This is a genomic window from Geothrix terrae (assembly GCF_022808775.1).
GTDB classification, from domain to species: Bacteria; Acidobacteriota; Holophagae; order Holophagales; family Holophagaceae; genus Geothrix; species Geothrix terrae.
In genome coordinates, this window is record NZ_JAKZLA010000007.1 from 84,489 (window position 1) to 97,014 (window position 12,526).

12 protein-coding genes are annotated in these 12,526 nt (G+C 69.5%); 9 read left to right on the forward strand and 3 right to left on the reverse strand.

Annotation, left to right across the window (positions count from 1 at the left end):
- Positions 1 to 26 precede the first annotated feature (26 nt).
- Positions 27 to 563, forward strand: a complete 537-nt coding sequence (locus MLE42_RS13265; RefSeq protein WP_243288364.1) for an outer membrane protein — start codon at positions 27 to 29, stop codon at positions 561 to 563.
- 120 nt (positions 564 to 683) lie between these two features.
- On the opposite strand, the gene MLE42_RS13270 is transcribed toward MLE42_RS13265, so the two are convergent.
- Positions 684 to 2,153, reverse strand: coding sequence for a menaquinone biosynthesis decarboxylase (locus tag MLE42_RS13270; protein WP_243288365.1), 1,470 nt, complete (start codon positions 2,151 to 2,153; stop codon positions 684 to 686).
- A 230-nt stretch (positions 2,154 to 2,383) separates the two neighbouring features.
- On the opposite strand from MLE42_RS13270, the gene rplU reads away from it, so the two are divergent.
- The 8 genes from rplU (at position 2,384) to MLE42_RS13310 (ending at position 9,548) form a co-directional block, all read left to right on the forward strand.
- On the forward strand, positions 2,384 to 2,695 hold the full coding sequence (gene rplU, locus MLE42_RS13275) for a 50S ribosomal protein L21 (RefSeq protein WP_243288366.1): 312 nt from the start codon (positions 2,384 to 2,386) through the stop codon (positions 2,693 to 2,695).
- A gap of 119 nt (positions 2,696 to 2,814) precedes the next feature.
- Positions 2,815 to 3,075: a 50S ribosomal protein L27 gene (gene rpmA / locus MLE42_RS13280; RefSeq protein ID WP_026852683.1), complete on the forward strand. Its 261-nt coding sequence runs from the start codon at positions 2,815 to 2,817 to the stop codon at positions 3,073 to 3,075.
- 109 nt (positions 3,076 to 3,184) lie between these two features.
- Entirely contained in the window at positions 3,185 to 4,207 is a 1,023-nt protein-coding gene (gene obgE, locus MLE42_RS13285) for a GTPase ObgE (RefSeq protein ID WP_243288367.1), read from the forward strand.
- A complete protein-coding gene (gene nadD, locus MLE42_RS13290; RefSeq protein WP_243288368.1) occupies positions 4,204 to 4,821 on the forward strand; it encodes a nicotinate (nicotinamide) nucleotide adenylyltransferase in 618 nt (205 codons plus the stop codon). Before obgE ends, nadD begins: the two co-directional genes overlap by 4 nt.
- An 18-nt stretch (positions 4,822 to 4,839) precedes the next feature.
- A complete protein-coding gene (gene rsfS, locus MLE42_RS13295; RefSeq protein WP_243288369.1) occupies positions 4,840 to 5,214 on the forward strand; it encodes a ribosome silencing factor in 375 nt (124 codons plus the stop codon).
- A 12-nt stretch (positions 5,215 to 5,226) separates the two neighbouring features.
- Positions 5,227 to 6,480 carry a Glu/Leu/Phe/Val family dehydrogenase gene (locus MLE42_RS13300; RefSeq protein ID WP_243288370.1) on the forward strand — a complete coding sequence of 418 codons (1,254 nt, stop codon included), beginning with the start codon at positions 5,227 to 5,229 and terminating at the stop codon, positions 6,478 to 6,480.
- A 61-nt stretch (positions 6,481 to 6,541) separates the two neighbouring features.
- Positions 6,542 to 7,942 carry an OmpP1/FadL family transporter gene (locus MLE42_RS13305; protein WP_243288371.1) on the forward strand — a complete coding sequence of 467 codons (1,401 nt, stop codon included), beginning with the start codon at positions 6,542 to 6,544 and terminating at the stop codon, positions 7,940 to 7,942.
- A gap of 1 nt (position 7,943) precedes the next feature.
- Positions 7,944 to 9,548: a serine/threonine-protein kinase gene (locus MLE42_RS13310; protein WP_243288372.1), complete on the forward strand. Its 1,605-nt coding sequence runs from the start codon at positions 7,944 to 7,946 to the stop codon at positions 9,546 to 9,548.
- Here the strand turns inward: MLE42_RS13310 and MLE42_RS13315 are convergent.
- The gene (locus MLE42_RS13315) at positions 9,514 to 11,256 is read right to left on the reverse strand and encodes an ArnT family glycosyltransferase (RefSeq protein WP_243288373.1); all 1,743 of its coding nucleotides are present in this window, start codon (positions 11,254 to 11,256) and stop codon (positions 9,514 to 9,516) included. The two genes, MLE42_RS13310 and MLE42_RS13315, sit on opposite strands and share 35 nt — an antisense overlap.
- A gap of 75 nt (positions 11,257 to 11,331) precedes the next feature.
- Positions 11,332 to 12,483, reverse strand: coding sequence for a DUF4382 domain-containing protein (locus MLE42_RS13320; RefSeq protein WP_243288374.1), 1,152 nt, complete (start codon positions 12,481 to 12,483; stop codon positions 11,332 to 11,334).
- Positions 12,484 to 12,526: the final 43 nt, after the last annotated feature.

Sequence of the window (12,526 nt, forward strand, 5' to 3'; positions counted from 1 at the left end):
CTGGGCCCGCGCCTTCCGGAGGAACCATGAAGATCCTGTCCCCGCTGACCCTGGCCATCCTGGCCGCCGCCGCCCTGTCCCTCCAGGCTGAAGCACCCCGATACGGCGTGCAGGGTCTCGTGAACATCCCCCTGGGCGACCTGAAGGACTACGTGGACAGCAAGCCGGGCCCGGGCATCGGCGTACATGGCACCTTCGATCTGGGCGATGGCCACATGCTGCGCCCCCGCCTCGACTACTCGGTCTATCCAGAGTCCAGCTTCGGCAGCCTCAAGCAGGACGCCAACAACCTCAGCCTGGGTGGCGACTACCTCTACTTCATCGCCGGCAAGCCCGAGGGCCTCTACCTGACGGCGGGCCTGTCCGCCATGCGGTGGTCCTTCGAGGTGAAGGATCCCGTCCTCGGCGACACCACGAGCCACACCACCAAGCTCGGCCTGGCCGCCGGCGCCGGCTACCAGTGGAACGCCACGGTGGGCACTGAGGCCCGCTTCATCCACTCGCGCATCACCAGCCAGTTCCAGGCCGATGCCCTCCAGGCGGGCGTCACGATCCGGTTCTGATGCTCTCCGGGGGTCCCCCCAGCCACGCATGCGTGGCCGGGGTCTAAGGTCGCGCTGCGCGCACACCCCCGGGGCCCCCGCGCAAAGCCCGGCACAGCCGGGCTTTGCTTTGTACTCTGATTAGAGGCCGTATTCCTTCCAGCGAGCCTCCAGCCGGGCCAGGATCTCCTCCGGGAAGACCAGATCCCGCGGCCACTCGCGAGGGAAGCCGTCCCAGGGGCGGTTCTTGCGGGTGGCGTCGATGCCCACCTTGCTGCCGAAGGCGAAGCGGTCGGCGCTGTGGTCCAGCACATCCAGGGGCCCTTCGGTGAAGAGCATGTCGCGCTTGGGGTCCACGTTGCTGGTGAGGCGGAAGAGCACCTCGTTCAGGTCGTGGGGGTCGATGTCCTCGTCCACCACCACGATGCCCTTGGTGAACATGATCTGGCCCGTGCCCCAGATGGCGTTCATCACCTTCTGCGGGTGGCCCGGATACTCCTTCTTCATGGAGAGGATCACCAGGTTGTGGAAGGCCCCGGCGGCGGGCAGATGCATGTCCCGGATCTCGGGCAGCACCATTCTCAGCAAAGGCAGGAAGATCCGCTCCGTGGCCAGGCCCAGGTAGGCGTCCTCCTGGGGCGGCCGGCCCACGATGGTGGCGGGGAACACGGGGTTCTTCCGCATGGTGATGGCTTCCACGTGCAGCACGGGGTAGTCGTCCGCCAGGGAGTAGTAGCCCGTGTGATCGCCGAAGGGGCCCTCCCGCCGCAACTCGCCGGGGTTCACGTAGCCCTCGATGACGAGCTCGCTGTCGGCCGGCACCTCCAGGTCGTTCGTCACGCAGGGCACCATCTCGATGCCCTCGCCCCGCAGGAAGCCCGCGAACATCACCTCGCTGAGGAAGGGCGGCAGGGGGGCCGTGGCGGCGTAGGTCAGCGCCGGGTCGCCGCCGAAGCTCACAGCCACGGGCATGCGCTCGTCCCGGCCATAGCCGTGCCGGTTCCGGGCGCCGTCGTGGTGGAGCTGGGTGTGGAAGCCCAGCGTGCGGTCGTCGTAGACCTGGAGCCGGTAGAGGCCCGTGTTGCGGTGGCCCGTCTGCTTGTTGCGGGTGTGGCTCATGCCGAGCGTGATGAAGGGTCCGCCGTCCTCGGGCCAGGTGGTGAGCACCGGCAGGTCCGAGAGCCTCACCTGGTCGCCCCTCAGCACCACCTCCTGGCAGAGGCCCTTGCGCACGGTCTTGGGCATCCAGTTGGAGACCTCCGCCAGCACGGGCAGCTTGGCCAGCTTCTCGAAAAAGCCCGTGCCCGGCTTGGGCATGGCCTCCTGCACCAGCTTCTCAATGCGATCGGCGATGGCATCCAGGCCCCGGGGCTCCCGGTCCACGCCCAGGGCCATCTCCATGCGCTTCAGGCTGCCGAAGGCGTTCATGGCCACGGGCATGGCCTTGCCCCTGGGCCGGTCGAAGACCAGGGCCCTGCCGCCGCCGGGCTGCTTGGACACCCGGTCGGCGATGGCACCCATCTCCAGGAAGGGATCCACCTCGACGGCCACGCGGGCCAGCTCGCCGACGGCCTCAAGCTGCTTCAGGAAGGTCTGGAAATCACGGCCCATGGGATGCTCCGGATCCCGATCATCCCATCCCCGGGGCGGGGCCGGAAACCAATGCGCCTTGGCCACAGGCCTACGGGCTCCCAAGTCGCGGGCCCACGGCCCGTGGTTTCAGGAATTTCCCTTGAGGGGGCAGGGATTTTCCCGCATACTGATGGGCCTTGCCCTGGCCGTGGGCTCCCAAGTGCGTCCGATGGACCGCCGCCCCCGCGCCCCAACCGAATGAGGTTTCCATGTTCGCAATCATCAAGACCGGCGGGAAGCAGTACCGCGTCGCCGAGGGCGATATCCTCCGCGTGGAGCTGCTGGAGAAGGATCCCAAGCAGGCCGTGACCTTCGAGGATGTGCTCCTCATCGACAAGGACGGCGACCTGAAGGTGGGCCAGCCCACCGTGAAGGGCGCCAAGGTCGAGGCCGAGGTCATCACCCACGACCGTGCCAAGAAGGTGATCATCTTCAAGAAGAAGCGCACCACCACCTATCAGCGCACCCAGGGCCACCGTCAGGGGTACACCGAGGTCCGCATCAAGGCCATCAAGGGATGATGCTCTCCGGGGGTCCCGCGCTGCGCGCACACCCCCGGACCCCCGATGCACGCACGGGCCAAGCCCGCACTCGCATCCTTCCCTCCATCCACGAATCCTGATTCTGAAGAGGTATTCCCATGGCTCACAAAAAAGGCGTCGGTTCCAGCCGCAATGGTCGTGATTCCCATTCCCAGCGCCTGGGCGTGAAGGAGTTCGGTGGCGAGGTCGTCACCGGCGGCTCCATCCTGGTCCGCCAGCGCGGCACCAAGTTCAAGGCCGGCATCAATGTCGGCATGGGCAAGGACCACACCCTCTTTGCCAAGATCGACGGCAAGGTGCGCTTCCAGGACAAGGGCCAGTCCGGCCGCTTCATCCACATCGATCCCATCGAGGGTTGATGTTGTCCGGGGGTTCCGCGCTGCGCGCACACCCCCGGGCCCCCGTTCACAGGCCGGGCGGAGCCCGGCCTGTGAACATTCAACCCCCTTCTTGAAATGACCCTCCACCATGTTCCTTGACCAAGTCCAGCTCCGCGTCGCTGCTGGCCACGGCGGTTCCGGCGCCATGAGCTTCCGCCGCGAGAAGTTCGCCCCCGAGGGCGGGCCCGATGGCGGTGACGGCGGCAAGGGAGGCTCCATCTTCCTCCGGGCCAACCGGGCCCTGAACACCCTCAACCCCTACCGCCACAAGCGCGACTTCGCCGCCGACCGGGGGCGCCAGGGCGAAGGCTGCCTGCGCCACGGCAAGGACGGCCTCGACATCACCCTGGACGTGCCCCTCGGCACCGTGGTGAAGGACGGTGACACCGGCGAGGTGCTGGCGGAGCTGCTGGTCCACGGCCAGGATGTCTGTGTGGCCCGCGGCGGCCGCGGCGGCCTGGGCAACACGAACTTCAAGAGCTCCACCAACCGCACGCCCCGCCACCACCAGCCCGGCGAGGAGGGCGAGGAGCGCACCCTCGACCTGGAGCTGAAGCTCATCGCGGACGTGGGCCTGGTGGGCTTCCCCAACGCCGGCAAGAGCACCCTCGTGAGCCGCCTCAGCGCGGCCCGGCCCAAGATCGCCGACTACCCCTTCACCACCCTGGAGCCCCAGCTCGGCGTGGTGAGCCTGGACCGCTTCGGCGGCGACCTGCTCGACAGCTGGGTCATCGCCGACATCCCGGGCCTCATCGAGGGCGCGGCGGGCGGCGCGGGCCTCGGCATCCAGTTCCTCCGCCACGTGGAGCGCACCCGCATGCTGCTCCACCTGGTGGATCTCTCCGATCCCGTCACGGAGCCCGTGGAGGCCGTGCGCGTCATCGAAGGCGAGGTGGAGGCCTTCAGCCCCGTGCTGGCCGCCAAGCCCCGCTGGCTGGTGGGCACCAAGCTCGACGCCCTGCAGGACGAAGAGCGCCGCGACGCCTTCGAGGCCCTCTGCGCCGACCGCGGCCAGAAGCCCATCTTCATTTCGGGCGTCACGGGCGAGGGGCTGCGCGAGCTGGCCTTCGCAGTGGATGCGGCCCTCAAGGACAAGGACGCGGCCCAATGAAGCGCGTGGGCCTGCTCGGTGGGGCGTTCAATCCCCCCCATGAAGGTCATCTGAAGCTGGCGCGGCTGGCCCTGGACCACTTGGACCTGGATGAACTGCGCTTCGTGCCCACGGCCATCAGTCCCCACAAGCCCGACCCCGGCGGTCCCGCGCCCGGAACCCGCCTGCACCTGCTGGACGAGGCGCTCCGCGCCTTCGACGCGCGCTGCGGCGTCGAGACAGCGGAACTCGAGCGGGGTGGCGCCAGCTACACCGTGGACACCCTGGAGGCGCTGACCGCCCGGGAGCCCGGCACGGCCTGGATCCTCGTCATGGGCAGCGACCAGCTGGCGGGCTTCGCCACCTGGCGGCGCCCGGAGCGGATCCTCCAGCTGGCCTCCCTGGCCGTGGCCCTGCGCCCCGGCGCCCCCGCGAATGCTCCGGCCTTCCCCGGGTTGCGCCCGGCGTCCATCTGGTCCGGCGGAACCGGTGAGCTGGTCTGGCTCCCGTCCACGGACACGGACCTCGCCTCCACGGAACTCCGCCACCGTCTGGCGGCGGATCCTGCCCACGATCCGGGCGGCATCCCACCCCAAGTTCTCGCTGCCATCCGCGCGGAAAACCTGTATCGTTAGCCCTGTTTCGGAGCCCGCATGACCCTTGATTCCCGGCTCGCGACCGTCGTCGAAGCCGCCCGGTCCAAGAAAGCCTTCCGCATCCGCCTCCTGGACGTGAGGGACATCGCCAGCTTCACCGACACCTTCGCCTTCATGAGCGGGGGCAGCGACCGACAGAACCGCGCCATCGCCGAGGCGGTGGAGGATGCCCTCAAGCTCACCGGAGAGCGCCCCATCTCCCGAGAAGGCGAGGCCAACGGCAACTGGGTGCTGCTGGACTACGGGAACCTGGTCGTCCACGTCATGGACGAGGAGACCCGCCGCCACTACAACATCGAGGGGTTCTGGAGCGCCGGCCGCGATCTGGAACTGCCGGCCGAGACCCATCCCGCCCAAGAAGCCCGTCCGTAGGAGATGCCCTCCATGCTGACCAACCAGACCAACGCCTTCGAGGCCATGCAGGCCCGTCTTCGCGTCGCTTCCCAGCTCTACGGCCTGGATGACGCGCTGTTCAAGGTCTTCATGGCTCCCAGCCGGTCGATGATCGTGAGCCTCCCCGTGCTCATGGACAGCGGGCATTGGGAAGTCTTCACGGGCTACCGCGTCCAGCACAACATCGCCCGCGGCCCCGCCAAGGGCGGCATCCGGTACGACCTGAACGTCACCCTCGACGAGGTGAAGGCCCTCGCCGCCTGGATGACCTGGAAGTGCGCCGTGGTGGACGTGCCCTTCGGCGGTGGCAAGGGCGGCATCGTGTGCGACCCCTCCCGCCTGAGCCTGGGCGAGAAGGAGCGCCTCACCCGCCGCTACATCGCCGAGATCATGGACATCCTCGGCCCCGACCGTGACGTGCCCGCGCCCGACATGGGCACGGACGCGCAGACCATGGCCTGGGTGCTCGATACCTACTCCATGCACGTGCGCCGCACCGAGAACGCCATCGTCACAGGCAAGCCGCTGGGTCTGGGCGGCAGCCTGGGCCGCAACGAGGCCACGGGGCGGGGCATCCTCATCACCGCCCGCGAGGCCATGCAGCGCCTGGGCAAGCCCCTGGCCGGCGCCACGGTGGCCGTGCAGGGCTTCGGCAACGTGGGCAGCCAGGCCGCCCGCCTGCTGCACGAGGCCGGCGCCCGCGTCGTGGCCATCAGCGACATCCAGGGCGCCGTGAGGAACGACCGCGGCCTGGACATCCACGCCCTGCTCAAGCATGTGGCCGAGGCCCGCACCGTCGTGGGCTTCCGGGGCGCCGAGCCCATGGACCCCAACGCCCTCCTCGCCCACCCCGTGGACATCCTGGTGCCCGCCGCCTCGGAGAACCAGATCACCGAGACCAACGCCGCCCAGGTCCGGGCCAAGGTCATCGTGGAGGGCGCCAACGGCCCCACCACCCCCGAGGCCGATCCCATCCTGCTGGAGCACGGCGTGCTGGTGGTGCCCGACATCCTGGCCAACGTGGGCGGCGTGACCGTCAGCTACTTCGAGTGGGTGCAGAACCGCCAGGGCTTCTACTGGCGGGAACGCGAGGTGAACGAGCGCCTCGTGGACTACATGACCCACGCATTCCAGGCCACCTTCGCCACCACCGACAAGTACAAGACCAACCCCCGCATCGGCGCCTACATCCTGGCCCTGGACCGCGTGGCTCAGGCCATGAAGTACCGCGGATTCTACGCCTGAGGCCGAATCCAGGGCCCGCGCTAGGATGGAGGCTCTTTCCGCCGGCAGGAACCTCCCGCTCATGTTGAAGCCGCTTCCCAGGTCCCTCGCGACCCTGGCCTTCGCCGGGATGCTCCAGGCGCAGTCGCCCATCGGCACCCTCATTTCCGAGCAGTCCCGCACCAACTTCGCTGTGCAGGGGGCGGGCGCCCGGGCCATGGGGCTCGGCGGCGCCTTCATCGCCGTGGCCGACGACGCCACGGCGGTTTCCTTCAACCCCGCGGGCCTGGCCCAGCTCCTCCAGCCGGAAGTGAGCTTCGTCGCCCGGGGGGCTCAGCACAACGTGGGCTACCAGGATTTCGAGACGACGAGCCAGGGACGGGTGCTGGCCGCCAGCGACGCGGTCACCACCAGCACCCGGTGGGATCCCCTCTTCGCGTCCGCCACCGCGCCCCTCCGCCTCGGCGGGCGGAACCTGGTGCTCCAGCTCTCCATCCAGCGGGCCTTCACCCAGAACGAAGACAGCGACCGCGCCATGACCGAGGTCCCCACCACCGGTGATCCGGCGACGGGAGGGCACCTCGACCAGAGCATCAACCAGTCCGGCCAGATCGATCTGTATTCGCTGGCGGTGGCCTACGAGGTCTCCCAGCGCATCCTCCTGGGCGTGGCCTACAACCGGTGGCGGGGACGCTGGGACCTCGACTCGTCGAGCGCTTGGACCTCCTCCCTGGGCACCACTCAGGTGGCCTACCGGCAAGTCAACGCCCTCGATGGGGAGAACTTCAACCTCGGCCTCATCTGGCGCTGGCCCACCTGGAGCCTGGGGATCGTCCATCGCACGGGTTTCCACGCCGACTACACCTTCGCCACCCACCTGGCCACCAGCTTGGCTCTGGGCAACCGCCAGTACGGCCCGATCACCACCGGCCTGCACTGGCCCTCCAGCACGGGAATCGGGTTCGCCTACCGCCCCGCCTCCCATTGGCTCCTCACCTCCGACCTCACGCACACCCTCTGGTCCACCACCCGCTACATGTCCGATTCGCGGTATCTCAACGGCCAGAGCTTCTTCGACTTCGACAAGGGCAGCCGGACCCCCGACGCCACCACGGCCCACCTGGGCGTCGAATACCTCATCCTCACCGAAGCGGACGCGGTCATTCCCCTGCGGGCGGGCTTGAGCCGCGAACCCCAGCCGGTGGTGGACGGCGTGACGGGGGAGCAGCGCGTGATGTACCGGGTGTCGGTGGGCAGCGGTTTCAAGCGCGGGAACGCCGGCCTCGACCTGGCCTACCGCTACGGCTGGTCCCACCGCCGGGCCTCCCAGTTCCTCGAGATCGACCAGATCCTCAGCCACACCCCCCCGACATCCGTGGGCACCGAGCGCATCCGGGAACACCGGCTGGATCTTTCGTTCATCTACAAGTTCGACCGGAGGCCCCTGGAGCGCGCCCTGCACTACCTGTTCGTGGGGGACTGAGATGCGCGGCGCCTGGCTCCTTCCGGCCGCCCTCACCCTGTCGGCCCAAACCCAGCCCACCTTCTACGCGGCCTGGCAGGACGGGCTCGACGCGGAGCACGCGGCCCGCTGGCAGGAGGCCGCGGCGGCCTACCGCCGGGCGCTGGAGCTCCGGCCTGCGCCCGCGGCCCGGGCGTTCACCTACGGCAACAACCTGATCCGGGACTACTACCCCCGCACCCGCCTGGCCCGGTGCCTGGTGGAGCTGGGTGATCTGGACGGCGCCGAAGGCGTCCTCAGCGCGGCCCAGGGCGAGCCTTCCGCCGCGCGGGAAGCCCTGGCCACGCGGATCGCCAGCCTGCGAACCGCGCGGATCGCAGCATCCGTCCCGGCCAAGCCGGAGCAGGTCTCCACCTCGGCCCCGCCGGCCGATCCCGCGCGACCCCAGGTGGCGCCGCCGCCCTCAGCCGCCGCGTCCGAACAGACCTCTGCCCAGACTCAGGCACAGGCTCAAGCCGCCTCCGGATCGCCTTCCCCCGGGGCCATCCCCATCTCCCCCGCTCCGGACCGGCGCCTCCCGGCGACGGAACCGCCTTCCCCGCCACAGCCCCAGACCCAGATCGCCCCCTCCCTTCCCGCGCCCTCGGAACCTCCTCCGCTCCCCCGCTGGCTGCCCTGGGCGGCCGGTCTGGGCTTGGTGGCCCTGGCCGCGGCCCTCTTCGGCCGCCGCCGAAGGAGGCCTTTGTTCTCGCAGGCGCAGCCGGCCGATTCCAGGGGCCTCGAATATGCCCCGCCGTCGGCCGTCGGCCCCTATCGGGTGGGACCTCTCCTCGGGCGCGGCGGTTTCTCGAGCACGTACCTCGCCTGGCACCAGGAGACCGGCCAGGAGGTGGCCCTCAAGCTGCCCCATCCCCATCGCCTGGATGATTCCGAATTCCAGCTGCGCTTCCGGCGGGAGGCCCAATTGGGAGCGCAGCTGGACCATCCGAACCTGGTGCGGATCCTCGATCCGGGGCCGCCGGAGGGTGTCCCGTACCTGGCCATGGAATACATTCCCGGGCCCACCCTGGACCAGCGACTGAAGGAGGGGGGCCCCCTGCCCATCGAGGAGGCGCGCGCCATCGCCTTGGACGTGGCCCGGGCCATGGCCTACGCCCACGGTCGGGGCGTGGTCCACCGCGACCTCAAGCCCGGCAACATCCTGCTCACCGGCGCGGGGGCCCGGGTCATGGACCTGGGCATCGCCCGGGTGATGGACGCCGCCACCGTCACCACGACCTACGCCTTCCTCGGCACGCCCCTCTACGCAGCGCCGGAGGCCCAGCTCAAGACCCACGTAGGCCCCGCCGCGGACCGCTACAGCCTCGGCGTGATCCTCTTCCACATGCTGGCGGGGGCTCCGCCCTTCCAGGGGGAGACGCCCTTTGAAATCCTGGACCGGCATCGCACGGCCCAGCCTCCCGACCTCCGGTCCCTCCGCCCCGAGGTGCCCCCGGTCCTGGCCCGGCTGGTGGCCCGTCTCCTGGACAAGGAGCCGGATCAGCGACCCGACGACGAGGAGGTGGTGAACCTCCTGATGGGGCGGATCCCGCTCATGGCCCGGCCAGAAGGCGCGCCGCGGGATTGAGCACCACCACCGGCGCCCGCCGCCGATGGGAGGGCTTGAGCGTCGAGGCTTCCGTTGGCAGGGTGCTGCCGGCCGGGATCTGATCGGCCACCGACGCCCACCAGGCCGGTTCCACCAGGGCCACCACTGGAACCGGCGCGGCCAGAGCGGCCTGCAGGCCGGCGGGCGTGTCGAGCTCCGGCAGATCATGGCGCAGGCGGAGGCTGGCGAACCCCAGCTGGGTTTCCGTCAGCTGGCTCTCCACCACCCGCGCCCCGTTCCGCTCCAGGCGGAGGGCCGCCGCATAGGGGGCGGCGAGGGGACGCCAGATCTCCCGATCCCACTGGGGCACCGCGATCGCCAGGAAGAGGGCCAGGAAGACCGCCCATTGGGTCATGCCCCAGTCCAGGGCCCCCCGGAAGTCGCGCCGCCACAGCCGGCCCAGAGATACGATGCTGAGGGCCAGGGATCCGGCGGACAGGCCCAGCGCCAGGGGCCAGGGCAAATGGGCCCGGGCCATGGCGATCCAGGGGAAGCCCACCGCCAGGATGCCGACCAGGAAGAAGCTGAGCCCCAGGACGGCCATCAGCGTCCGGTCGATGCGGCGACGCGCCCGGGGCACCCGCATGTCCAGCCACAGGGCCGCGTGCAGGAAGGTGATCGGGAAGACCGGGAGGATGTACTCCATGCGCTTCTCGGCCGACAGGGAGAGCAGCAGCAGGTTCAGGGCAAAGGCCAGGGGCAGGAAGTAGCTCCGCGGGGACAGGTGGTGCCGCCGCCGGCGCGGGAAGGCCGAAGCCATCGCCGCGGCCCAGATGGCGAGCCAGGGCAGCAGGTTGCCGGGACTGCGCTGGAGGTAGAAGGCAAAGGGCTCCACGTGCTCGCCAAGGCGCCCAGTGCGCGGCACCAGGCTCGGGTCCGCCATGAAACGGCCGAGGGTATTCCTCAGGAAGACCTCCATGAGGAATTCCTTCCCGCCCCGGAGGGCGAGGGGGATCACCCATCCCAGGGCCAGCAGCACCGCCACCGCCATGCCCCAGCTCGGCCGGAGGAAGGCCTTCGCCAGCTCGCGATCCTGCTGGATGAGGACCGTGATTCCCAGGGGCAGCAGGATCAGCACCGGGCCCACCAGCCCCTTTGCCAGGAAGGCCAGGCCCAGGCTGGTCCAGAACCAGGGGATCCAGCGCCCGCGATAGTAGGGCTCCACCAGGGCGAGGAAGGCCAAACCCAGGCTGAAGCTGACGGCGGCGGTCAGGGTCATGTCCACCACGGCCATGTGCCCGACCTGGAAGAAGAGCACGCTGGTGCCCACCATGAACCCGGCCCAGCCCCCGGCCCGGGCCGAGCTCAGGCGCCATCCCAGAAAGCTGGTCCACACCACGGTGGCGAGGGCGAGGAGGGCCGAAGGCAGCCGGAGGGCCCAGGGCTCGAAGCTGCCCGTGGCCCGGCAGACCAGGGCTCCCAGGACATAGAAGAGGGGCGGCTTCTCCAGGTAGGGATGGCCGTTCAGGGTGGGTACGACCCAGTCGCCGGTGGTGGCCATCTCCCGCACGATGCCGGCCACGTAGGGCTCGAAGTAGTCCCACAGCTCGTGGTTCCGCAGACCCAGCCCATAGAGGGCCAGGGCCGCCAGGGCCGTCCAGAGCAGGGTCTGCCATCCCAGGATGCGCCGCCCGCTGACCTTCAGCGTCTCGGAGGTATGGGCCTTGAAGGGGGTGACGGGGCGCATGGGCCCCTCAGGTTACCTCACCCTCGAGGACGGCGGCGGCCCGTCCCCGGACCGCCGCCTTCGGACCGGCCAGCCTCACAACCCCAGGTTCACCGTCAACGTCAGGCCCGCCGTCACGGTGGCAGGCTGGACCGTGGAGGTGCTCACGGTGGTGGTGCCGTCGGCGTTGAGGGTGGTCCGCACGGCCTGCACGCTGTAGGCCCCGGCCGGCACCGTCGCGAAGCCGTAGGTCTCCGTGGAGGTGCCCACGACGGCCATGCCGCTGTCCACGATGAAGGCGAAGCTGCCCGAGCCTGTGGTCAGGGTCTGGAGGAGGTTCACCGCGTCGCTCTGGCTGCTGGTGGCCACGGGCGTCAGGCCGCCGGACACGCCGCCGGTGGCCGCGTCCGCGGTGAAGGCCGCGCTGTAGGTGAAGACGGGCGTGGTCGCGCTGAGGGCATAACCGTCGCTGGCCTTGGCGTCATAGGCCTTCGGCGTGGTGGTCCCCAGCACGGGCTGGCTCACCACGTAGTAGGTGGCGCCCACGGGCAGGAGGTCCAGGGTGTAGGCGCCGGTGGCGTCCGTGGTGGTGCTGCGGGCGATCCGGGCGTTCCCCGCGGTGTCCAGGGTTTCGGCGTAGACCACGGCGCCGGCCAGACCCGTCGAAGTCGCGGCATCCGTCAGCTTCCCGGAGATGGAGCCCGTCACGATCTTGTCGTAAGCCCAGACCGTGGGCCGGAGGAGGTACTGGTTCGACGCCCCGGCCTGCACCACCTGGATGGAGTGGGCCGCATCGAAGTCGATCCACACGTCCTTGGTGGTGCCGGCCGCCACGTCAAAGCTCACGATCAGCTTGACGCCCGTCTGGAGGCCCGAGGGCACGGTGAGGGGCTGGACGCTGCCATCCGCCAGCTTCACGGTGTTGCCCGATCCGAGGATCAGCCGCATCTGCTGGTAGTGGCCCGCGGGCAGCGTCGTCCCCGAAGCCAGCATCTCGCTCACGCCGCCGGTGAGGCTCAGCAGGTTGTAGGTCTTGTCCGGGTTGCCAAGGGTGATCCAGCCGCCATTGCCGCTGATCTCCACGGACTGGATGTGGACGTTCACCTCCTGGTAGCCCGTGATGGGGCCGTCCACCAGGTGGACGTTCATGGTGCCCGTGCTGGAGCCCGACGAGCCCCCGCAGGCCATCAGGAACGCCAATCCCAGGGTTGCCAAAACAACGATGGTTAATCCACGCCAACGGCTCATGGTTGCCTCCTCGGGAGTTATTGAGTCCCGAAACCATTCTTTG

Bases quoted from the DNA above. Each gene is read 5' to 3' on its own strand.
- MLE42_RS13310 (WP_243288372.1), top strand. From the start codon at position 7,944: ATGCGCGGCGCCTGGCTCCTTCCGGCCGCCCTCACCCTGTCGGCCCAA.
- rpmA (WP_026852683.1), top strand. From the start codon at position 2,815: ATGGCTCACAAAAAAGGCGTCGGTTCCAGCCGCAATGGTCGTGATTCC.
- rsfS (WP_243288369.1), top strand. From the start codon at position 4,840: ATGACCCTTGATTCCCGGCTCGCGACCGTCGTCGAAGCCGCCCGGTCC.
- MLE42_RS13265 (WP_243288364.1), top strand. From the start codon at position 27: ATGAAGATCCTGTCCCCGCTGACCCTGGCCATCCTGGCCGCCGCCGCC.
- MLE42_RS13270 (WP_243288365.1), bottom strand. From the start codon at position 2,153: ATGGGCCGTGATTTCCAGACCTTCCTGAAGCAGCTTGAGGCCGTCGGC.
- MLE42_RS13320 (WP_243288374.1), bottom strand. From the start codon at position 12,483: ATGAGCCGTTGGCGTGGATTAACCATCGTTGTTTTGGCAACCCTGGGA.
- obgE (WP_243288367.1), top strand. From the start codon at position 3,185: ATGTTCCTTGACCAAGTCCAGCTCCGCGTCGCTGCTGGCCACGGCGGT.
- MLE42_RS13315 (WP_243288373.1), bottom strand. From the start codon at position 11,256: ATGCGCCCCGTCACCCCCTTCAAGGCCCATACCTCCGAGACGCTGAAG.
- rplU (WP_243288366.1), top strand. From the start codon at position 2,384: ATGTTCGCAATCATCAAGACCGGCGGGAAGCAGTACCGCGTCGCCGAG.
- MLE42_RS13305 (WP_243288371.1), top strand. From the start codon at position 6,542: ATGTTGAAGCCGCTTCCCAGGTCCCTCGCGACCCTGGCCTTCGCCGGG.
- nadD (WP_243288368.1), top strand. From the start codon at position 4,204: ATGAAGCGCGTGGGCCTGCTCGGTGGGGCGTTCAATCCCCCCCATGAA.
- MLE42_RS13300 (WP_243288370.1), top strand. From the start codon at position 5,227: ATGCTGACCAACCAGACCAACGCCTTCGAGGCCATGCAGGCCCGTCTT.